The sequence below is a fragment of the Roseomonas nitratireducens genome (assembly GCF_017813355.1).
GTDB classification, from domain to species: domain Bacteria; phylum Pseudomonadota; class Alphaproteobacteria; order Acetobacterales; family Acetobacteraceae; genus Neoroseomonas; species Neoroseomonas nitratireducens.
Map to the genome: position 1 here is coordinate 104,683 of NZ_JAGIYZ010000010.1, position 21,084 is coordinate 125,766.

At 72.3% G+C, this 21,084-nt stretch carries 17 protein-coding genes; 7 read left to right on the forward strand and 10 right to left on the reverse strand.

The genetic code is table 11. The annotated features are described in order from the left end of the window. Nucleotides 1-15 precede the first annotated feature (15 nt). Genes J5Y09_RS11880 through J5Y09_RS11890 form a run of 3 tightly spaced genes read left to right on the forward strand, consistent with a single transcriptional unit; the run spans nt 16 to nt 5,564 of the window. On the forward strand, nt 16-1,689 hold the full coding sequence (locus J5Y09_RS11880; protein WP_245217067.1) for an ABC transporter permease: 1,674 nt from the start codon (nt 16-18) through the stop codon (nt 1,687-1,689). Between the two features lie 36 nt (nt 1,690-1,725). Further along, complete coding sequence (locus J5Y09_RS11885) at nt 1,726-3,990, forward strand: penicillin acylase family protein (protein WP_209352005.1); 2,265 nt, start codon at nt 1,726-1,728, stop codon at nt 3,988-3,990. Next, nucleotides 3,987-5,564 carry a GH3 family acyl-acid amido synthetase gene (locus J5Y09_RS11890; protein ID WP_209352006.1) on the forward strand — a complete coding sequence of 526 codons (1,578 nt, stop codon included), beginning with the start codon at nt 3,987-3,989 and terminating at the stop codon, nt 5,562-5,564. Before J5Y09_RS11885 ends, J5Y09_RS11890 begins: the two co-directional genes overlap by 4 nt. Before the next feature lie 39 nt (nt 5,565-5,603). Here the strand turns inward: J5Y09_RS11890 and J5Y09_RS11895 are convergent, their stop codons facing one another. The 5 genes from J5Y09_RS11895 to J5Y09_RS11915 form a co-directional block, all read right to left on the reverse strand. Next, nucleotides 5,604-5,786, reverse strand: coding sequence for a (2Fe-2S)-binding protein (locus J5Y09_RS11895; RefSeq protein WP_209352007.1), 183 nt, complete (start codon nt 5,784-5,786; stop codon nt 5,604-5,606). A 4-nt stretch (nt 5,787-5,790) separates the two neighbouring features. Continuing rightward, complete coding sequence (locus J5Y09_RS11900; protein WP_209352008.1) at nt 5,791-6,825, reverse strand: extracellular solute-binding protein; 1,035 nt, start codon at nt 6,823-6,825, stop codon at nt 5,791-5,793. 150 nt (nt 6,826-6,975) lie between these two features. Then, nucleotides 6,976-7,761, reverse strand: a complete 786-nt coding sequence (locus tag J5Y09_RS11905) for an HpcH/HpaI aldolase family protein (protein WP_209352009.1) — start codon at nt 7,759-7,761, stop codon at nt 6,976-6,978. Between the two features lie 56 nt (nt 7,762-7,817). Then, nucleotides 7,818-9,410 (reverse strand): cisplatin damage response ATP-dependent DNA ligase, encoded by a 1,593-nt coding sequence (locus J5Y09_RS11910; RefSeq protein ID WP_245217068.1) that lies wholly within the window; start codon nt 9,408-9,410, stop codon nt 7,818-7,820. Next, a complete protein-coding gene (locus tag J5Y09_RS11915) occupies nt 9,407-10,453 on the reverse strand; it encodes a ligase-associated DNA damage response exonuclease (protein ID WP_342451462.1) in 1,047 nt (348 codons plus the stop codon). Before J5Y09_RS11915 ends, J5Y09_RS11910 begins: the two co-directional genes overlap by 4 nt. Nucleotides 10,454-10,509: 56 nt before the next feature. Here J5Y09_RS11915 and J5Y09_RS11920 point away from each other — a divergent pair, with 56 nt between their 5' ends. Further along, nucleotides 10,510-13,038, forward strand: coding sequence for a ligase-associated DNA damage response DEXH box helicase (locus J5Y09_RS11920; RefSeq protein WP_209352011.1), 2,529 nt, complete (start codon nt 10,510-10,512; stop codon nt 13,036-13,038). Continuing rightward, nucleotides 13,038-13,727: a ligase-associated DNA damage response endonuclease PdeM gene (pdeM, locus tag J5Y09_RS11925; RefSeq protein ID WP_209352012.1), complete on the forward strand. Its 690-nt coding sequence runs from the start codon at nt 13,038-13,040 to the stop codon at nt 13,725-13,727. Before J5Y09_RS11920 ends, pdeM begins: the two co-directional genes overlap by 1 nt. Nucleotides 13,728-13,796: 69 nt before the next feature. Here the strand turns inward: pdeM and J5Y09_RS11930 are convergent, their stop codons facing one another. Beyond that, on the reverse strand, nt 13,797-14,999 hold the full coding sequence (locus J5Y09_RS11930) for a Zn-dependent hydrolase (protein ID WP_209352013.1): 1,203 nt from the start codon (nt 14,997-14,999) through the stop codon (nt 13,797-13,799). Between the two features lie 141 nt (nt 15,000-15,140). Here J5Y09_RS11930 and J5Y09_RS11935 point away from each other — a divergent pair, with 141 nt between their 5' ends. Both J5Y09_RS11935 and J5Y09_RS11940 read left to right on the forward strand, forming a co-directional pair. Further along, complete coding sequence (locus J5Y09_RS11935) at nt 15,141-15,371, forward strand: hypothetical protein (RefSeq protein ID WP_209352014.1); 231 nt, start codon at nt 15,141-15,143, stop codon at nt 15,369-15,371. 44 nt (nt 15,372-15,415) lie between these two features. After that, nucleotides 15,416-16,351, forward strand: a complete 936-nt coding sequence (locus J5Y09_RS11940; protein ID WP_209352015.1) for a Bug family tripartite tricarboxylate transporter substrate binding protein — start codon at nt 15,416-15,418, stop codon at nt 16,349-16,351. Nucleotide 16,352: 1 nt separating this feature from the next. On the opposite strand, the gene J5Y09_RS11945 is transcribed toward J5Y09_RS11940, so the two are convergent. From J5Y09_RS11945 to J5Y09_RS11960, 4 genes are read right to left on the reverse strand one after another with little or no spacing between them, the layout of a single operon-like run. Further along, a complete protein-coding gene (locus J5Y09_RS11945; RefSeq protein ID WP_209352016.1) occupies nt 16,353-16,886 on the reverse strand; it encodes a carboxymuconolactone decarboxylase family protein in 534 nt (177 codons plus the stop codon). 14 nt (nt 16,887-16,900) lie between these two features. Next, nucleotides 16,901-17,380 (reverse strand): MaoC family dehydratase, encoded by a 480-nt coding sequence (locus J5Y09_RS11950; protein ID WP_209352017.1) that lies wholly within the window; start codon nt 17,378-17,380, stop codon nt 16,901-16,903. Next, complete coding sequence (locus J5Y09_RS11955) at nt 17,377-19,002, reverse strand: hydantoinase B/oxoprolinase family protein (protein ID WP_209352018.1); 1,626 nt, start codon at nt 19,000-19,002, stop codon at nt 17,377-17,379. Before J5Y09_RS11955 ends, J5Y09_RS11950 begins: the two co-directional genes overlap by 4 nt. Then, the gene (locus J5Y09_RS11960) at nt 18,999-21,068 is read right to left on the reverse strand and encodes a hydantoinase/oxoprolinase family protein (RefSeq protein ID WP_342451464.1); all 2,070 of its coding nucleotides are present in this window, start codon (nt 21,066-21,068) and stop codon (nt 18,999-19,001) included. The genes J5Y09_RS11955 and J5Y09_RS11960 overlap by 4 nt, the downstream gene beginning before the upstream one ends. Nucleotides 21,069-21,084 lie beyond the last annotated feature (16 nt).

The window sequence follows — 21,084 nt, forward strand, 5'->3', positions numbered from 1 at the left end:
ATCGGGCGCCTGAGAATGGCTCGCAACACGATCATGGCCGAGATGCCCGCCCCGCCCGCCGCGCGCCGTCGGCGCGTGCCCGCCTGGGCCTGGGCCTCGCTGGTCGTCGCGGCGGCCATCGCCGCGCCGCTGCTGGCCGTGGTGGTGACGGCCACGACGCGCCCGGGGGCGAGCTTCCTGCACATCGCCACCACGACGCTGCCGGAGATGCTGCGCAACTCGGCGCTGATGGCGCTGCTGGTGGCGCTGATGGCCGGGTCGGCCGGCGCCATCTCCGCCTGGCTGGTCGCCACCTGCGCCTTCCGCGGGCGGCGCGTGCTGGAAGTCGCGCTGCTGCTGCCGCTCGCCATGCCGGCCTACCTCAACGGCTATGTCTACACCTGGCTGCTCGACGTGGCGGGGCCGGCGCAGCAGGCCTTCAGGGACCTGACGGGGCTGCGCTACGGGGAATACTGGGCGCCCGAGATCCGCAGCCTGCCCGGGGCGGCGCTGATGCTCGCCATGGTGCTGTACCCTTACGTCTACCTGCTGTGCCGCGCGGCCTTCCTGCAGCAGAGCGTCTGCCTGCTCGAGGCGTCGCGCACGCTCGGGCATGGGCTGCCGCGCACCTTCCTCCATGTGGCGCTGCCGCTTGCGAGGCCGGCGCTCGCCGCCGGCATCGCGCTCGCGCTGATGGAGACGCTGGCCGATTTCGGCACCGTCCACCATTTCGGCGTGCGCACCTTCACGACCGGCATCTACGAGGCCTGGTTCGGCATGGATGACCGCGGCGCGGCGGCGCAGCTCTCGGTCGCGCTGCTCGGCTGCGTCGGGCTGCTGCTGGCGCTCGAGCACGTCACGCGCGGCGGGCGGCGCTTCCACGCGACCACCACGCGCCATCCGCCGCTCCGCCCCGTCGAGTTGCGCGGCTGGAAGGAAGCGGCCGCGATCCTCGCCTGCGCCATGCCGGTGGTGCTCGGCTTCGCGCTGCCGGCGGGCGCGCTCGCCTGGCTGGCGGCGACCAGCGGCGATGCGCTGGACCGGTCGCGCTTCCTGCCCTTCGCGGTCAATTCGCTGATGCTGTCGGGCATCACGGCGCTGCTCGCCGTGCTGATCGCGGGGATGATGGCCTGGGCGGCGCGGATGCATCCCTCCCCGCTGCGCGCCGCCGCGAACCGCATCGCGGGGCTGGGCTACGCGCTGCCGGGGTCGGTCATCGCGGTCGGCACGCTGGTGCCCTTCGGCCTGTTCGACAACGCCTTCGACGCCTGGATGCGGGAGAGGTTCGGCGTCTCGACAGGCCTTCTGCTGAGCGGGACGATGGTGGCGCTGGTCTTCGCCTACCTTGTCCGCTTCCTGGCCGTCGCGCTGTCGGCGGTGGAATCGGGCCTCGCGCGCCTGAAGCCATCCTATGTCGCGGCGGCACGGGTGCTGGGCCGCACGCCGGGGCAGGCGGTGCGGGAGGTGGAGCTGCCGCTCGCCCGCGGGGCGCTGCTGACGGCCGCGGTGCTGGTCTTCGTCGACACGATGAAGGAACTGCCCGCGACGCTGATCGTGCGGCCCTTCGACCTCGATACGCTGGCGGTGCGCATCTACAACCTCGCCTCGGACGAACGGTTGGCGGAAGCCTCGACCGCCGCGCTGCTGATCGTCATCGTCGGGCTGCTGCCGGTCGCGGCCCTGACGCGCGCGATGCGCAGCGCGGACTGAACTTCCGCCCGGCCGGCGCGACACCATCTGCCGCCCATGCCGCGCCTGATCCTCCTCCTCCTCGCCATGCTCCTTCCCGGCTGCGAGGCGCTGTCGCCGCGCCCGGCGAGCATCGATCAGCGCCTCGCCGCCTTGCCGACCGCGGGCGCGGCGGTCGAACGGCCGGTCACCATCCGCTGGAACGACCATTTGGTACCCTGGGTGGAGGCCGAGACTGATCGCGACCTGTTCTTCGCCCTCGGCCTGGTGCACGGGCATCTGCGCGGCGCGCAGGTCGCGCTGATGCGCCTCGCCGCGCGCGGGCGGCTGTCGGAAGTGGCCGGGCCCTTCGCGACGGAGATCGACCACGCGCTGCGCATCCTCGATTTCGGCCGCGCCGCGCCGGCCATCCGCGCCGCCTGGCCGGAGGAGACGCGCGCGCTGATGGCCGCCTTCGTCGCGGGGCTGAACCACGCGACGATGAACGCCCGCCGCCCGCCGCCGGAATTCGCGTTGCTGGGATTGTCGCCCGAGCCCTTCACCGAGGACGACCTGCTGGCGATCGGGCGGCTCGCGGGCACGGACGTGAACTGGCTCGGCTATTTCGCGCTGCTGCCGGCGCGCGGCACGCCGGGCTTCGCGCGACTGTGGGAACGCACGGTGCAGGCGGGGTCCTCGGCGACCGAGGCCGCGCTCGACCGGCGCCTTGCCTTGGTGCGGGAGATCCTGGCCGGCACCTCCCGCGCCGGGTCGAACACCATGGCGGTGGCCGGGCGCCGGTCCGCGAGCGGCGGGGCGCTGATCGCATCCGACCCGCATCTGGGGCTGAACCTGCCGAACCTGTGGCTCGCGGCGGGGATGCGATCCCCCTCCTTCCACGCGGCGGGGCTGATGGTGCCGGGGCTGCCCATCCTCGGCGTCGGGCGGAACCCGGAGATCGGCTGGGGCGGGACGAACATGCGCGCGGCCTCGTCGGACCTGTTCGACGTCTCGGCCCTGCCGCCCGAGGCCTTTCGAAGCGAGACCGTGCGCATCCGCCAGCGGCTCTGGTTCACCGCGACGCGGGATGTGCGCACCACGCCGCACGGGCCGGTGCTGACGGATGCGTCGGTCATCCCGCGCCGCCCCGGCGACGTGCTGGCGCTGCGCTGGGTGGGGCATGAGCCGACGGACGAGATCACCGCGCTGCTCGCCGCGGCGCGGGCGCGGGACGGCGCGCAGTTCCGCGCGGCCTTCGGCACCTTCGGCGTCTCCGCGCAGAACATGCTCTGGGCGCATCGCGACGGCAGCATCGGGCAGTTCCACGCGACAACCATCCCCGACCGCCGCGCCATCCCGCGCGAGGACCCGGTGCTGGACGCGCGCGACCCGGCGGCGACCGCGCCCTGGCAGCGCCTGCTGCGCACGCCGGACCTGCCCTTCGTGGTCAACCCGCGCGAGGGCTACCTCGCCAGCGCCAACAACCGGCCTGAGGCGCTGGGCGGCCGCGCGCCCCCGGTGCTCGGCTTCTTCTTCTCCGACAGCGACCGCGTGGAACGGCTGCGGGAGATGCTGGCCGCGACGCCGCGCGCGACGCCGGCGGACCTTGCCGCGATGCAGGCGGATACGCGGTCGCCGCGCGCCGCGCGCCTCGCCGCGGCGCTCGCGCAGCGGATGGACGGCATCGCGGAGGCCTCGCCGCTGCTGGCCGCGCTGCGCGGCTGGGATGGCGACTACACCGAGGACAGCCGCGCCGCAGTGGCCTTCGAGGTGCTGCTCGCGCGCCTCGTCCCGCTGCTCCAGCCCGAGGAACGGCAGGGCGAGACCGGCAACCGCCGCGCGCCGGAAAGCCAGTGGAATTTCCTGACGTCCTTCCTGCTGCGCGACCTCGACGCCCTGCCGCCGGAACGCCGCGCCGCCGTGCTGCGGCAGGCCGCGGGCGTCGCCGCGACGGACTTCGCGGCGCTCGGCACATGGGGGGAGATGCACCGGCTGCGCGTCTCCCATTGGCTGGTGAACCTGCCCGTGGTCGGCGGCGCCTTCGCCTATGGCGACTTCCCCGTCGGCGGATCGCGGGAGACGCCGATGAAGACCAGCCACGGCCTCGTCACCGGGCGCCATGTCGCGGCCTTCGGATCCATGGCGCGGCATGTCAGCGACATGGCGGACCCGGACGCGAACTGGTTCGTGCTGTGGGGCGGGCAGGATGGCTGGCTCGGCTCGGCGGCCTTCGCGGACCAGGTGCCGATGTGGCGGGAACGGCGATCCATCCGCATTCCCCTGCGGCCGGAGACGGTCGCGCGCGACTTCCCGCGTGCAACACGGCTGGAACCGCGGCGATGAGCATCCCCTTCGATTCCACGCCCTACCTCAAGGCCTATGTCGCGGCCCGGCTGCGCCGGCTGCGCGCCATGGACCCGGCGGCGGAGCAGGAAAGGCTGCTGCTGTCCCTGGTGCGTCACGCCGCGGGCACGCGCTTCGGCCGCGACCACGGCTTCGCCGGCATCCGCTCGGTCGCCGACTTCCAGCACGCCGTGCCGCTGCGGCGGTACGAAGCGCTGCACGCGGACTACCTAGCCGCCGCGCTGCCGGTGCTGGAAGGCGTGCTCTGGCCGGGGCGCACACCCTATCTCGCGCTCTCCTCCGGCACCACCTCGGGCACCACGAAGCGCATCCCGGTGACGCGGGAGATGGTGCGCGCCAATCGCGGCGCGGCGCTGGACACGCTGGCCTGGCACCTGGCAGCGAACCCGCGCGCGCGGCCCTTCGGCGGGCTGTCCTTCATGCTCGGCGGATCGACGGATCTGCGCGAGGTCGCGCCGGGCGTGCGGGAGGGCGACCTGTCGGGCATCGCGGCGCATGAGGTGCCCTCCGCCCTACGCCGCTGGTCCTGGCCGCCGGAAGACCTCGCGCTGCTGGCCGATTGGGACGCGAAGCTCGCGCGGCTCGCGGCCGAGGCGCCGGCGCGGGAGATCCGCATGGTCTCGGGCACGCCATCCTGGCTGCTGCTGCTGTTCGAGCGGCTCGCCGCGCGGCACGGCATGGCGCCGCTGCCCGCGCTCGAATTGCTGATCCATGGCGGGATCGCCTGGGGGCCCTATCGCGACCGGCTCGCGCCCTTCCTGCCTTCCGGCTGCGCGACGCGGGAGGTCTATCCGGCGAGCGAGGGCTTCGTCGCCATCGCCGACCGGGGCGAGGGCGAGGGCATGCGCCTCAACCTCGACCGTGGCTGCTTCTTCGAATTCGTGCCCGTGGAGGAACTCGACGCCGCGACGCCCGCGCGCCACTGGGCGGCGACGGTCGAGACGGGCGTGGAGTACGCCGTGGTGGTGTCCTCCTGCGCAGGGCTGTTCGGCTACGTGCTGGGCGACACGGTGCGCTTCGTCGATCGCGCGCCGCCGCGGCTGCTGGTGACGGGGCGGACCTCCTGGACGCTGTCGGCCTTCGGCGAACACCTGGCGGGGGAGGAGATCGAGGCGGCGATCATGCAGGCGGCGCGGGGGATCGGCCTCGCCGTCGCGGAATACATGGTCGGGCCGGAATTCGTGGGCAGCCTCGGGCGGCATCGCTGGTGCGTCGAGGCCGCGGGCGCGGTGCCGTCCGACGCCGCGCCGCGGCTTTCCGCCGCGATCGATGCCGCGCTGCGCGCCGCAAACGACGACTACGCGGTGCACCGGGACGGCGCGCAGATGGCCCCGCCCGAGGTCGCGATCCTGCCGCCCGGCGCCTTCGCCGCCTGGATGCGCGCGCAGGGCAAGCTGGGCGGGCAGCACAAGGTGCCGCGCGTGATCGCCGACCCGGCGCGCTTCGCCGCCGCGGCGGCCGCGCTCATACCGCCTGGCCAAAGGTCTGACCTTTGGCCGGGCGGTATGGCGCGCGGGGTTGGTGGGGCGGCCGCGCGCGAAACCAATGACTGATGCCCGGCCGACAAAGGTCCCACCTTTGTCGGCCGGGCATCAGCGCCGCGCCGCCGCCAGCATCGCCCGGATGACGTCGAGGCAGCGGCCGCATTGCGCGGCGCGGCCGCAGCCTTCGTAGACCTCGGTCGGGCGGCGCGCGCCGGCGGCGATGGCGCGCGCGATGTCCGCGCGCGTCAGCCGGTTGCAGTCGCAGACGATCTCCTCCGCCTGCGCCGTCACGCGTTCAGCGCCAGCCGGCGCGCTGCATGATCTGCAGCGCCTGCGGCGCGAGCGCGCCGTAGCGCTGTGCGTTCAGCACATCGGCGCGGAAGGTGCCGAGTGCTGCGAGTGCGGGATGCGGCGCGACGTCGGCGACGACCGGGTATTCGAAATTGCCGTTGGCGAACATCTCCTGCGCACGCGGACCGGTCAGGTATTCGATGAACTTCAGCGCGACCTCGCGGCGGGAGGAATTGCGCACCACGCCGGCGCCGGAGACGTTCTCATGCGTGCCGCGGTCGCCCGCGCCCTGGTTGGGGAAGATCACGCCGATCCGGTCGTAGAGCGCCTTCTCCGCCGGGTTCTGGGAAGCGCCGAAGCGCGCCAGGTAATAGGTGTTGGCGATGGCCAGCGCACCGACGCCGGCGACCACGGCCTGGAATTGCGGCGTGTCCCCGCCCTGCGGCGGGCGGGCCATGTTCTGCGCCACGCCGCGCGCCCAGGCCTCCGCCGCCTGTTCGCCGTTCGCGACCAGGATGCTCGCCATCAGCGAGGTGTTGTAGGGATGCGCCGCGGCGCGGACGAGGATCTGGCCGCGGAACTCGGGCTTCGCGAGGTCCTCGTAGCGCTCGAGCCCCACCGGGCGGCCCTTCGTCTTGTCGTACATGACCACGCGGGCGCGGCGGGAGACGCCGTACCACTGCCCCTCCGGGTCGCGCAGGCTGGCGAGCACGCGCCCGGCCAGGACATCGGACCGCGTGGGGGCGAGGATGCCGGCCGCGACCGCGCGGGCGAGCCGCGCGCCGTCGACGGTGATCAGCACGTCGGCCGGCGTGTTCGCGCCCTCGGACTGGATGCGGGCGATGAGCTGGTCGGCATCGCCCTCGATCAGTCGGATGCGGTAGCCGCTCTCGGCCGTGAAGCCGTCATACAGCGCACGGTCGGTGTCGTAGTGGCGGGAGGAATAGAGGTTGAGCGTCCGCTCCTGCCCCAGCGCCGGCCGGGCGAGGGCGCCGGCGGCGAAGGCGGCGGGCAGGGCAAGGAGGTTCCGGCGATGCATGGCGTGGTCCCGTCTGGCGTGTGCCGGCTTGCTAAACCGATTGCGAACCGCTCGCAAGTCCAATTGCGAACGCGTCGCAATTACAAACTATTGCGGGCCCCGGCGGCACGCCGCGCGACCGTCGCGCGCCATGCCGCCGGGCGCGGCCGGTCAGCCCTGAAGCCCGCGCAGGAACTTCGCCCGCGCCCCGCCGCCGGCCATCAGGAAGGCGTGGTCGGACCCGCTGAGCAGGAAGCGCGCGCCGAGCGCGATGTAGTCCGGCGCCACCTTCTCGTCGTAGACGCCGCCCATGCCCATGTGCTTCCCCGCCGCCTTGCAGGCATCGGCCACCTTCGCATAGGCCGCGCGCACGTCCGGGTGGCCGATCTGCCCCGCGATGCCCATGGACGCCGTCAGGTCCGAGGTGCCGATCATCAGGCAGTCCACGCCGGGCACCGCGGCGATGGCGGCGGCGTTGGCGACGGCCTCGGGCGTTTCGATCATCACCGTGATCAGGATCTCGGCGTTCAGTTCGCGCTGCGCGGCCGCGGTGTCGTTCACGACGAAGCCGTACTGCGCCGGCGGCCCGCCCCAGGAACGTTCGCCCACGGGCGGGTAGCGGAAGGCGCGCACCACGGTCTCGGCTTCCGCCGCGTTGTCCACATGCGGGACGACGACGCCCATCGCGCCGTTGTCGAGGCAGCGCGTGCCCTCGAACAGCGCGTCCTTACAGCAGCGCACGATCGGCGTGACGCCCTGGCTGAGCGCCGCCATGCACATGCGCGTGGCGTCGTCGACGCTCATCGCGCCGTGCTCCATGTCGATGAACAGCCAGTCGAAGCCCGACGCCGCGGCGATCAGCCCGACCGCGGGCGTGCGCAGGTGGTGCACGCCGAAGCCGAGGGCGAGTTCGCCCTTTTCGAGCCGCCGGCGGGCGAGGTTGGGTGCGATGGGCATGGATGCGTTTCCCCTGGGTTCTGGCGGGCGCAGCGCACCATGCGGCCAGGAGGCGGTCAATCGGCGGGGCGGTCGCCGATCAGCGCCATCACGGCCTCCAGCCGGTCCGCCTCCTCCGCCGGCTTGTCGCGGCGGATGCGCGCGATGCGCGGGAAGCGCAGCGCCACGCCCGATTTGTGCCGGCTGGACAGCTGCGCCGCGTCGAAGGCGACTTCCAGCACCAGGCCGCGCTCGACCTCCCGCACCGGGCCGAAGCGGTTGACGGTGTTGTTCCTGATCCACTTGTCGAGCCAGGCGAGTTCATCGTCCGTGTAGCCGGAATAGGCCTTGCCGATCGGCACCAGTTCCCCGTCCTCCCGCCAAACGCCGAAGGTGTAGTCGGAATAGAAGCTGCTGCGCTTGCCGTGGCCGCGCTGGGCGTACATCAGCACGGCATCGACCGTCAGCGGGTCCCGCTTCCACTTCCACCACAGCCCCTTGGTGCGCCCGGCGAGATAGGGCGCGTCTGCGCGCTTGAGCATCAGCCCTTCGATCGACGCGGCGCGCGCGCCGTCGCGGATGCGGGACAGCGCATCGACGCTATCGAAGGGCACGAGCGGCGAGACATCCATCCGCGCCGGCGCGGTGCGCGCGTGCCAGGCTTCCAGCCGCGCGCGGCGCGCGTCGAAGGGCAGCGGGCGGAGATCCTCCGCCCCCTCGAACAGCAGATCGTACAGGCGCACGGCGGCGGGGAAGTCGCGCTGCATCCTCGCCGTCACCGACTTCCGGTTGAGCCGCTGCTGGAGGTCGGCGAAGGGTGCGACCTCGCCATCCCGCACCACGAGCAACTCGCCATCCAGAACCCCGTGGAACTCCATCGCCGCGAGGATTTCCGGGAAGGCGGCGGAGATGTCCTCCCCGCCCCGCGACCAGAGCCGCCGCCCGCCGGGCCCGGCGGTGAGCTGCACGCGGATGCCGTCCCATTTCCATTCCGCGCGCCAATCCTCCGCGCGCAGCGCGGCGAGGTCCGGTGCCTCCAGCGGGTGGGCGAGCATCAGCGGGCGAAACACCGGCGAATCGCGCGGGTCGGGTGCGGGGGCGCGGCCTTCGAGCCAGGCGAAGATCGGCGCGTAGGGGGGTGCGACGCCGTGCCAGACCTCCTCGATCGCCTCGACCTTCTGGCCCGACCATTCGGCCAGCGCCACGCGGGCCAGCCGTGCCGACACGCCCACGCGCATCCCCCCGGTCAGCAGCTTGATCAGCGCGAGCCGCCCGCCGGCATCGAGCGTGTCGAGCCAGCCCGCGAGCAGCGCGGGGATGTCTGATTTCGGCGTGGTCTCCAGCGCCGCGACGATGTCGCCGAGCGTCGGCGGCGGCGCGTTGATGCCGGCACGCGGCTGCCAGATCAGCGCCACCGTCTCCGCCATGTCGCCCACATAGTCGTAGGAGAGCCGCCACAGCTCCGGATCGGTGCGCGCCGCGACCAGCTCCCGGATCATGGCGGGCTTGGCGGCGGCGAAGGTCAGCTCCTCGGTCAGCGCGGCGAGGCCGATGCCGCGATCCGGGTCGGGCTGGCCCGCGAACCACTGGCCGAGCAGGGCGAGCTTGGCGTTGCGGCCGGGGGTGAAGACCAGGCGTTCGAGCAGTTCGGCGAAGGCGGGCAGGCTCATGCGGCGGGCGCCTCCGCCGCGTCCGTGTCCTCCTCCTCATCGCCGCGTCCGACCAGGTGCAGCGCGCGGCCGCGGATGCCACGCAAGGACAGGGCGTGGATCAGCGCATCCTCCCGCCCATGGGTCACCCAGATCTCGGGGGCCTGGACGTCCTCGGCGGTGGCGAGCAGCTCGTCCCAATCGGCGTGGTCGGAAATGACCAGCGGCAATTCGACGCCGCCCTGCCGCGCGCGCTGACGCACGCGCATCCAGCCGGAGGCGACGGCGACCACGGGTTCGGCGAGCCGCCGCGCCCAGCGATCCGCGACCGCGGAGGGCGGCGCGAGCACGATCGCGCCCTTCAGCTCCTCCTTCTTCGCGACCGTCGCCGTGCGCAGCATGCCAAGCGGCACGCCGAGCGATTCGTACAGGCGGCACAGCGCGACATGCGCGCCGTGCAGGTGGATCGGCCGGTCCCAGCCGGCCTGCCGCAGAAGTGCTACCAGCCGCTGGCACTTGCCCAGCGAATAGCAGCCGACGACATGCGTCCGTTCCGGGAACAGCGCGACGGACCGCAGCAGGCGCGCGATCTCGGCTTCCGCCGGCGGGTGGCGGAAGACGGGCAGCGCGAAGGTCGCCTCGGTGACGAAGACGTCGCAGGGCTCGGGCTCGAAGCCCGCCGCGGTCGGGTCCGGCCGGCGCTTGTAGTCGCCCGAGACGACGGCGCGGGATCCCTGCCATTCCATGCAGATCTGCGCCGAGCCCAGCACATGCCCGGCCGGGCGCAGCCAGACCCGCACGCCGTTGACGACCAGGGTCTCGCCGAAGCCCAGCGCCTGCTGGGCAACGCCCGCCCTGCCCTCCCCCATCCTCGCGGTCATGATGGCGAGCGTTTCGGCCGTGGCCAGCACATGGGCGTGGCCCGGGCGCGCATGGTCGGAATGGCCATGGCTGATCACGGCGCGGTCCACGGCGCGGGTCGGGTCGATGAAGAAGCCGCCCGGCTCGCAGAACAGGCCGGATGGCGTGACCTTCAGCCAGGTCTCGGGGTGGGGTGCTGTCACGGGGCGTATCTGGGCGCCTTCCCGGCGCGTGGAAGCGCCGCCATATTGCCCCGCGAATGAGAACATTGCCAGAACCCTTCGCCGGCTGGTTCGCCGCGCGCGGCTGGACGCCGCGGCCGCACCAGATGGCGCTGCTCGATGCCGCGGGGCGGGGGGAGAACGTCCTGCTGCTGGCGCCGACCGGCGGCGGCAAGACGCTGGCGGGGTTCCTGCCCTCGCTCGTGGACCTGGCGGCGCGGCCGCGGGAAGGGCTGCACACGCTCTATGTCTCGCCGCTCAAGGCGCTGGCGGTGGACATCGCGCGCAACCTGACCCTGCCCGTCGAGCAGATGGGCCTGCCGATCCGCATCGAGACGCGCACCGGCGACACGCCGGTCAACCGCCGCGCCCGGCAGCGCGAACGCCCGCCGCAGATGCTGCTGACGACGCCGGAAAGCCTGACGCTGCTGCTCTCCCTGCCCGACGCGCCGGAGATGTTCCGGGGGCTCGCCGCGATCATCGTGGACGAGGCGCATGCGCTGGCGGGCACCAAGCGCGGCGACCAGTTGGCGTTGTGCATGGCTCGGCTGGCGGCGCTCGCGCCCGGCGCGCGGCGCGTGGGGCTTTCGGCGACCGTCGCGCATCCCGGTCCGCTGCGCGCCTGGCTGTCGCCGACCGCGCGGGCGGAGGATGTGCGGCTGGTCGAGACCAAGGGCGGCGCGGCACCCGTCTTCGACCTGCAACTGCCCGAAGGCCGGCTGCCCTGGGGCGGGCATATGGGCCTCGCCTCCGCGCCCGAGATCCTGGCGCGGATCGAGGGCGCGCGCGTGACGATCGTGTTCGTCAACACGCGGGCGCAGGCGGAACTGGTCTTCGCAGCGCTCTGGCGGCTGAACGAGGCCGCGCTGCCGATCGGCATGCATCACGGCAGCCTGGAGATCGGCCTGCGGCGGAAGGTGGAAGCCGCGATGGCGGAGGGACGGCTGCGCGCCGTGGTGGCGACGGCCTCGCTCGACCTCGGCATCGACTGGGGCGATGTGGACCAGGTGATCCAGGTCGGCGCGCCCAAGGGCGTCTCCCGCCTGCTGCAGCGCGTCGGCCGCGCGAACCATCGGATGGACGAGCCATCGCGCGCCGTGCTGGTGCCGGCCAACCGCTTCGAGGTGGTGGAATGCGTCGCCGCGACCGAAGCGGTCGAAGCGGGCGAACTGGATGGCGAACCGCCGCGCCCCGGCGGGCTCGACGTGCTGGCGCAGCATGTGCTGGCCATGGCCTGTTCCGCGCCCTTCCACCCGGATGCGCTGTATGCCGAGGTGACGCGCGCCGGGCCCTATGCCGGGCTGTCGCGGCGGGACTTCGACGACGTGGTGCGCTTCGTCGAGGATGGCGGCTACGCGCTCGCCGCCTATGAGCGCTTCCGCCGGCTGTTCCGCGACGCGGAGGGGATGCTGCATGTGCGGGACGCGCGCGTCGCGCGGCAACTGCGCATGAACCTCGGCACCATCGTCGAGACGCCGATGCTCAAGGTGCGGCTGCGCGGCGGCGGCGTGGTGGGGGAGGTGGAGGAGTGGTTCGTCTCCACCCTCGAAGCAGGGGACTGCTTCCTGTTCGGCGGCCAGGTGCTCCGCTACGAGCGGCTGGAGCCGGCCGCGGTGATCGTCAGCCGCGGCGGGGAAGGCGAGCCGCGCGTGCCGGTCTATGCCGGGGCGCGGATGCCGCTGACGACGCATCTCGCCGCGCGGGTGCGCGCCATCCTGTCCGACCCGCGCCGCTGGAAGCACCTGCCGGAGCCGGTGCGGGAATGGCTGCGGCTGCAGCGCCTGCGGTCGGAACTGCCGCCGCGGGACGGGCTGCTGGTCGAGACCTTCCCGCGCGGCGGCAAGTGGTTCCTGGTGGCCTACACCTTCGAGGGACGGCTCGCGCACCAGACGCTGGGGATGCTCGTGACGAAGCGGATGGAACGGCGCGGGCTCGGGCCGCTCGGCTATGTCGGGACGGACTATGTGCTGACCGTCTGGTCGGCCTTCGAGCCGACCGACATGGAGGATCTTTTCGCCGAGGACATCCTGGGCGACGAGATGGAGGAATGGCTCGCGGAATCCTCGATGCTGCGCCGGACCTTCCGCAATGTCGCGACCATCGCCGGGCTGATCGAGAAGAACCATCCGGGGCAGGAGAAGTCGGGCCGGCAGATGACGATGAATTCGGACCTGGTCTACGACGTGTTGCGCCGGCACCAGCCGGACCACATCCTGCTGCGTGCGACGCGGGCGGAAGCGGCGCAGGGGCTGACCGACGTGGCGCGCATCGCGACCCTGCTCGCGCGCGTGAAGGGGCGCATCCGGCACCGCGTGCTCGACCGCGTCTCGCCGCTCGCCGTGCCCGCGCTGATCGAGGAAGGGCGCGAATGGGTGGCGGGCGGGGCGGAGGATGCGCTGCTCGCCGAAGCCGCCGCGCTGGTCGAGGAAGCGACCGATGGCGCGGAGCATTTCTCCGAGGTGCTGGCCGAGGTGACGGAGCAGGTGCCGGTGCGCGGCACATCGGTCGCGCGGGAGAAGCGGCGTTCGAAGTACCGGCGGTCGGCGCCGCGCATGGTGACGGGCTGATGCGCGCGGCGCCGGTCCACATGGCGGGCGAGCGGCTGATGCTCGACCCGTCGGGCGTGCTGCACTGGCCGGCGCGGCGCCTGCTATGCGTGGCCGACCTGCATCTCGAAAAAGGCAGTTCCTTCGCCGCGCGCGGGCGGCTGCTGCCGCCCTATGACACGCGGGAGACGCTGTCGCGCCTGCTGCCGCTGCTGCGGCGCTACCGCCCCGAACGCGTCGTGTTCCTGGGCGATTCCTTCCACGACGATGACGGCGCCGCGCGGCTTGGCGAGGCGGAGCGAAGCGCGCTCGCCCACGCGCTGTCGGGGGTGGATGCGGTGTGGGTCGCCGGCAACCACGACCCCTCCCCGCCCGCCGGGCTGCCGGGTGCGGCAGTGGCGGAACTGGCGGAGGGCCCGCTGGTGTTCCGCCATGTGCCGCAGGCGCGCGCGGCCGGCGAGGTGGCCGGCCACCTGCATCCCAAGGCGATGGCGCCGACGCGCGTGGGCGGCGTGGTGCGCCCCTGCTTCGTCGCGGATGGGCGACGGCTGTTGCTGCCGGCCTTCGGCGCCTTCACCGGCGGCCTCGATGTGGGCGAGCAGGCCGTTGCATCCCTGTTCCCGCGCGGCGCGCGGGTGTTCCTGCTCGGCGCCGAGCGCCTCTATTCCTTCCCGATGGCCCCGCGCCGCTTCGGTGCACCCGCCGCGTAGGCGGTTCAGCGCAAATCGGAAAGGAAGGAGGGGGTCCCAATGGGGAGTTCCCTCCCCCTTGGTTCTTCTTCAGGCCTTGAGGAAATTCTGCGCCGCGCTCGCCAGCACCTGGCAGCACAGCGCGAGGTCCTCCTCCTTCGTATCCTCCGCCCAATGGTGGCTGATGCCGCCGATGGAGGGCGTGAACAGCATCGCCGCCGGCATGCGCTTGGCGATGTACTGCGCGTCGTGGCCCGCGCCGGAAGGCATGCGCGTCCAGGCGCCCGGTGCCTCGGCCTCGGCGGCCGTGGCGAGGGCGGCCATCATGCCGGGGTCGCAGATCGCGGGGGTCGCGCGGGATTTCTGGATCAGCGTCGCGGGGCATTTCTCGCGCCGGTTGCTCTCCTGCACGAGGCGGCGGAGCGTGGCTTCCATCCGTTCCAGCACCTCGGTCGAGACGTCGCGGAACTGGAAGAGCACCTCCGCGCTGCCCGGGATGATGGATGGCGCGCCGGGCTCGAGGCTGATGCGCCCCGTGGTCCAGGTGGAGCGTTCGCCGCAGACGCGCGGGAATTCGGCGTCGATGGCGGCGAGCAGGCGGACGGCGGACAGGCCAGCATCCTTGCGCTCGGCCATGGTGGTGCCGCCGGCGTGGTCCTGCTGGCCTTCGAAGCGGATAAGCCACTGCCAGATGGCGACGATGCCGGTGACGACGCCGACGCGCAGCCCGCGCGATTCGAGCTGCGTGCCCTGCTCGATGTGCATCTCGAAGAAGCCCTTGTGGCGGCCGGGTTCGAGCTGCATGCGCGGCTTGCCGGCGAGGCCCGCGGCGGCGAGGGCCTCGCGCAGCGGCTGGCCGTCGTTGCGGCTGCGGGATCGGTCGATCTCGTCTTCCGAGAGTTCGCCGATGATGGAGCGCGATCCGAGGAAGCCGCCTTCGAAATGCCCTTCCTCATCGGCGAAGGCGCAGACATCGACGGGCAGGCCGGCGCGCGCGAGCGCCACGCCGGCCACGACGCCGAGCGCGCCGTCGAGCCAGCCCGCCTGGTTCTGGCTTTCGATATGGCTGCCGACGAGCAGATGCGGCCCCGGCCCCTTGTGCCGGCCATAGACATTGCCGATGCCGTCGATGGAGGGCTCGAGCCCGCATTCGGCGAGGCGTTCCATCAGCCAGCGCCGCGACTCCATGTCCTGCGGCGAATAGGTCGGGCGATGGACGCCGGTCTTGTACGCCCCGATCTTCCGGAGGTCGTTCAGGTCCTTGAGGAAACGCTCGGCATCGATGCGCGGCATGGGTGGGGTCTCCTGTCCCTGCCATGCTGCGGCGCAAAAATTCCGTGGGCAAGCCGTTGCGTTAACCCGGTTGAAACTCACTGCGCGCTTTGCTCGTCATGCCGGAACAAGCCGGCGACATCTGGTTCAGTGAGGCCGAAAATGACCGCCCTCGCCTCCCCTCCGCCTTCGGCGGATTCCGTGCGTTCCGTGGTGCTGATCGAAAGCGCCGCCGGAGCCGAGCTTCACCTCCGGTCGCAGACCGGGGAGCTGATGCGAATTCCCCTCAAGGGGTCCAGCCGCCGCAACAGCCTGGCCGCGCTCGCGATGATGGCGGGCGTGATCGGCGGCGCCGGCGGGTCCCGCTTCCGCAACAAGACGTCCCGGGTCTAGCCTTTCCTCCATGACCCGCCACCAAGGCGGGCGGGAGGAAGCGCATGATCCGAGGGATGCTCGCCGCGGCCGCGGCGCTGCTGCTGACGTCCGCGCCGCCGGCGCGGGCCCAGGTGCAGATGATCGTCAACTTCGCGGCCGGCGGCCCGAGCGACATCGTCGCGCGGCTGATGCAGAGCGAGATGGCGGCTTCCCTCGGGCAGGCCGTCGTGGTGCGCAACGCGGTCGGCGCGGCGGGCACGATCGGCACGGCGGAAGCCGCCCGCGCGCGACCGGACGGCCAGACGCTGCTGATGACGCCGGTCGGGCCGGTGGCGATCCAGCCGCATTTCCGGCGCGGCCTGACCTACACGCTGGATAGCTTCGCGCCGGTCTGCCAGGTGGCCGACAGCCCGGTGGTGATGATGACGCCCAAGACCTCGGGCCTGCGGACCGTCGCCGATGTGGTGGCGCGCGCCCGGGCGCAGGGGCAGGGCTTTCCCTTCGCCTCGACGGGCGCGGGCAGCATCCCGCACATCTCGATGATCGCGCTGATGCGGCTGGCGACCATCGAGATGAACCACATCCCCTATGGCGGGTCCGGCCAGGTGATGCTGGCCTTCCAGCAGGGGCAGGTGCAGCTGTTCACCGACCAGACGCTGCTGATCCGGCAATACGACCTGCACCCGATCGCCTTCCTGACCGAGCGCCGCAATCCGGACTTCCCGGAGGTGCCGACGATGCGCGAACAGGGCTTCGACCTCGTCTACTCGATCTGGTCGGGCCTCTATGCCCCGGCCGGGACGCCGGAGCCGGTGCTCCAGCGACTCGAAGCGGCCTGCGAGCGGACCATGCGCAACGCGGAGGTCGTCGCCGGCATGACCCGCGTCGCGCAGCCCATCCTCTATCGCAACCGCGCGGAGTTCGCCGCCTTCTCCCGCGCGGAGAGCGAGAAGTTCCGCTCCCTGATCGAGAGCGCGGGGCTGCGCGCGGCCGACTGACCTAGGCCTCCGGCAGCGGGTCCGCGCCGTTGATGTGCAGCGCCTCCAGCACGCGGGAGACGCAATTGTAGCCGGCGATCGTCGCGGTCAGCTCCACCAGCTGCCGCGGCGGGAATATCTCGCGCACCGCGGCCGCGACATCGTCCGGCACATGGACCAGCCGCGTCATGGCATCGCAATAGGCGAGGACCGCGCGATCCGTCGCATCGAACAGCGCGCTGCCTTCCCAGGCCGGCAGCGCGTCGAGCTGCGCCTGCGTCATGCCTTCGGCCAGCGCGATCGGCGCATGCGCGGCCCATTCGTAGGAAGCGCCGTTGATCGCGGCGATCCGGCAGATCACCATCTCCCGCAGCTTGCCCGACAGGGTCGAGTTCCAGCGGATGGCGTCGAACATCGTGATCCAGCCGGCCGCGATCGGCGGGGCGTGCAGCAGCATCCGGTGCAGATGGCCGATCTTCTTGCGCGACGCGCGGATCGCCTCCGCGGCGTCGCGGTGTTCCGGCAGGGACGGGTCAGCGTAGGGGATGCGGGCCATGCGCGTGCTTCCTTTCAGGCGTTCCTCTTGCGCAGCAGGTAGCGCTGACGGCCGTCCATGACCAGCGTGCCCGCCTGGTTGTGGACGGTGCTGCGCAGTCCGAGGATGCCGGTGGTGCGCTGCGGCGTCAGTTCATCGACCTCGAGCGCCGGGTAGAGCGTGTCGCCCACGAAGACCGGGTGGAGGAAGCGGCTCGACTGGTCGAGGAAGCCCTTGAGGCTTTCCTCCACCATGTGCGGGAACAGGCCCGCGCCGGCGGCCGTCTGGATCGCCACCTGGAAGCCGTGCGCGAGCATGTGCGGCATGCCGCGCGCGCGGCAGTATTCCGCGTCGTAGTGGACGGGATGGTTGTCCCCCGACGCGGCCTGGAAGGCGAGGAAGATCGCCTCCGTCATCGTCCGGCTGGGCAGGACGAAGCGCTCGCCCACGGCGAAATCCTCGAACCAGCGCTGGTCGGGAACCACGCGATGGGTGCGCGGGTCGAAGCCCGTCATGCGTAGCCGAGGGCCGCATCCCGCGCCGCATCCGCCGCATCGCGCGCCGCCGGGTCGCCGAAGCCGCCGCCGCCGGATGTCTCCAGCCGCACGATGTCGCCCTTGAGCAGCCGGACGCCGTCGGATTTCGGCGCGATCGGCGTCTCGACACCGTCGCGGATGCGCACCAACCGCCCGAGGCTGCCCGGCCCGCCGCCGGCGAGCCCGTAGGGCGGGAAGCGGAAGCGGTCCATGTTCGCGGTGAAGACGCCGGCGGGGCTGTCGACGCGCCATTCGCGATACAGGCCGAGCCCGCCGCGATGCTTGCCCGCCCCGCCCGAGCCGGGCTTGAGTCCGTAGCGCGTGATGGTCAGCGGCATCTGGCTCTCGATCATCTCGACCGGGATGTTGGCGTTGTTGTGCATGCCGAAGGACCAGGCGTTCACGCCATCCTTGGCCGGCGACGCGCCGGTGCCGCCGATCTCGATCTCGACCAGCACCTCGCGCCCTCCGTCGGCCGCTTCCGTCTGGAAGGTCGCGACATAGGACCCGCCGTAATAGGCCGCCGGCATGCGGTCCGGCAGGGCCTGGTGCAGGCAGCCGAACATGACGTTCGCCAGGCGGTGGGAGACGGCGACGCGATGCGCGACGGACGCGGGCGCGCGGCAGGACGTGACGCTGCCCTCCCGGTGGATGATGCGGATGGGCCGGTAGCAGCCGGCATTGGCCGGCATGGCGCCATCCGTCGCGGCGATGATGGAATAGTAGACCGCGCAGTTGGACATGGCGGGGGTGCAGTTGATCGGGCCGCGCTGCTGGTCGGCGCAGCCGGTCACGTCGACCTCGATCTCGTCACCCTTCACGGTCAGCACGGCGTGCAGGCGGACGGGTTCGCCGGAGACGCCATCCTCGTCGAGGAAATCCTCGAACTCGTAGCGGCCATCGGGCATGCCGCGGATCGCGGCACGCATCGCCGCCTCGCTCATGTCGAGGATTTTTCCTGTGGCCTCGACCAGTCCCGCCGCGCCGTAGCGCGCGGCGAGGCGGCGGATGGACGCGGCGCCGACATCGAGCGACGCCAGCTGCGACTGCAGGTCCCCCAGCATCAGGGCAGGCTTGCGGACGTTCTGGCCGATCATCTCCCAGACCGCGCGGTTCAGCCGCCCGTTCTCGATCAGCTTCAGCGGCGGGATGCGCAGCCCTTCCTGGAACACCTCGGTCGCCGTGGCGGCGTAGGATCCCGGCGCCATGCCCCCCATGTCGATGTGGTGGCAGAGCGCCCCGACATAGGCGACGCGGCGCCCCTCATGCATCACCGGCTTGAACACCAGCACGTCGTTCAAATGCTGCGCGCCGCAATAGGGGTCGTTGGTCGCGACCACGTCGTCCGCGCCCCATTCGTCGGCGTTGACGAAGCGGTCGAGCAGCGTGCGCAGCGCCGCGCCCATCGAATTCAGGTGCTGCGGGATGCGCGCCGACTGCGCGACGTTGTTGCCCTCCGCGTCGAATACCGCGGTGGAATAGTCGAGCAGCTCCCGCACGATGGTGCTGCGGCTGGTGCGCCAGATGGTGATGTCCATCTCGGCCGCCGCGGCGGTCAGCGCGTTGCGGATGACCTCGATCTCGATCGGGCCGAGCGTCATGGCGTGTTCCTCCGCGCCATCAATGTGCCCGCGGCGCCGAGCGACGCCGTCCAGCCGCGGGTGATCCAGTGGGTGGCGAAGGCTTCCTCCACCACGGCGGGGCCTTCGATGAGGTCGGACGCCGTCATGGCGTCGCGGTCCCAGACCGGCACCTCCCGCCAGGCGCCGCCCTCGAAGACGCGGCGCGTGCCCTTGCGGGCGGGGCGGCCAGCCGGCGGCGGGTCGGCGGGCTCGGGCTTGTCGAGCAACCCGGTCGCGATGGCGCGCAGCGTGACGATCTCCACCGCGTCGCCGGGATTGGCGTAGGAGAAGCGCTGCCGGTGCATGGCGTGGAAATCCTCGACCAGTGCGGCGAGGTCGCCGGCATCGGGGGATGCGATCTCGCCCCAGGGCACCAGCAGCTCGAAGGCCTGGCCGTGGTAGCGCATGTCGGCGGCGATCGCGATGCGGCGCCGCCCGGCCTCGATCCCATCGGCGGCGAGCCGCGCATCGGCTTCGGCCCGCAGCGCGGCGATCGTCTCGCCCAGGCGCGGCAGGCTCCCGGCTTCCGCGCGCATCACGCGCGACCGCGCGATGTCCTGCGTCAGGTCGGAGAACAGGATGCCGTAGGCGGACAGCGTGCCGGGCTCGCGCGGGAAGGCGACCTCGGTGATGCCGAGTTCGGCCGCGACCTCCGTCGCATGCAGCCCGCCCGCGCCGCCGAAGGACAGCAGGCAGAAATCGCGCGGGTCGAGCCCCTTCTCGAACAGCGAAAGCCGGATCGCCGCGCCGAGATTGGCGTTGGTGACGGTCAGGATGCCCTCCGCCGCCTGCTCCACGCCGAGGCCGAGCGGGCCGCCCACGCGCGCATCCAGCGCGGCGCGCGTGCCCGGCATGTCGAGCTTCATCATCCCGCCCAGGAAGAAATCCGGGTCGAGCCGGCCGAGGGCGAGGTTCGCATCCGTCACCGTCGGTTCCGTCCCGCCGCGGCCGTAGGAGACGGGGCCGGGCCGCGCGCCGGCGCTGCGCGGGCCGACCGTCAGCCGCCCGCCGGCATCGACCGCGGCGATCGATCCGCCGCCGGCGCCGATGGTGCGCATCTCGACCATCGGCAGGCGCACCGGCAGCCGGTCGATCTCGCCCTGGGTGATGACGGCCACGCGCCCGTCCTGCACGACGGAGACGTCGAAGGAGGTGCCGCCCATGTCGACCGCGACCAGGTTCGGTCGCGCCAGCAGCGTCGCGAGGCGGCCGGCCGCGAGCGCCCCGCCCGAGGGGCCGGAGAGCAGCAGCCGCGCGGGCTGTTCGGCCGCCATGCGCAGGGAGCAGACGCCGCCGTTGGACTGCACGAGGAAGACCAGCGGATGGAAGCCACCTTCGCCGAGGCGCGCTTCCAGCCGATCCAGATACGCCTTCACCACGGGCACCAGCAGCGCGTTCAGCACCGTGGTCGATGTGCGCTCGTATTCGCGGATCTCGGGCGAGATGTCCGAGGACAGCGAGACGGGCAGGTCCGGCCGCGCGGCGCGGAGGATCTCGGCCACGCGCTTTTCGTGCGCCGGGTTGGCGTAGGCGTGCAGCAGGGACACGGCGACGCAGTCGGCGCCGAGGGCGGCGATGCGGTCGAGCAGCGCCGGCATCGCGGCTTCGTCGAGCGCGATCTCCGCCGTGCCGTCGGCGCGCATGCGCTCCGGCACGCCAAGGCGGCGGTCGCGCGGGACCAGCGTCGGGAAGGGGTCCGGCGACAGGCCGTAGATGTCGCGCCGGACATGGCGGTTGATCTCGAGCACGTCCTCGAAGCCCGCGGTCGTCAGCAGCACGCCGTTCGCCAGCTTGCGTTCCAGCACCGCATTGGTCGCGATGGTGGTGCCGTGCAGCAGCAACCCGACCTCCGGCAGCGCGAAGCCGAAGCGTTCGGACGCCTCCGTCACGCCGCGCAGCAGGCCGATGGAGGGGTCCTCCGGCGTGGTCGGCGTCTTCCACGCCCGCGCGATGCCGTCGCGGGCGTCGAGGATCATGAGGTCGGTGAAGGTGCCGCCGATATCGACCGCGATGCGGACGGGGCGGGAAGGCGCAGTGCTGGTCACGCGGGGCGTTCCTGGG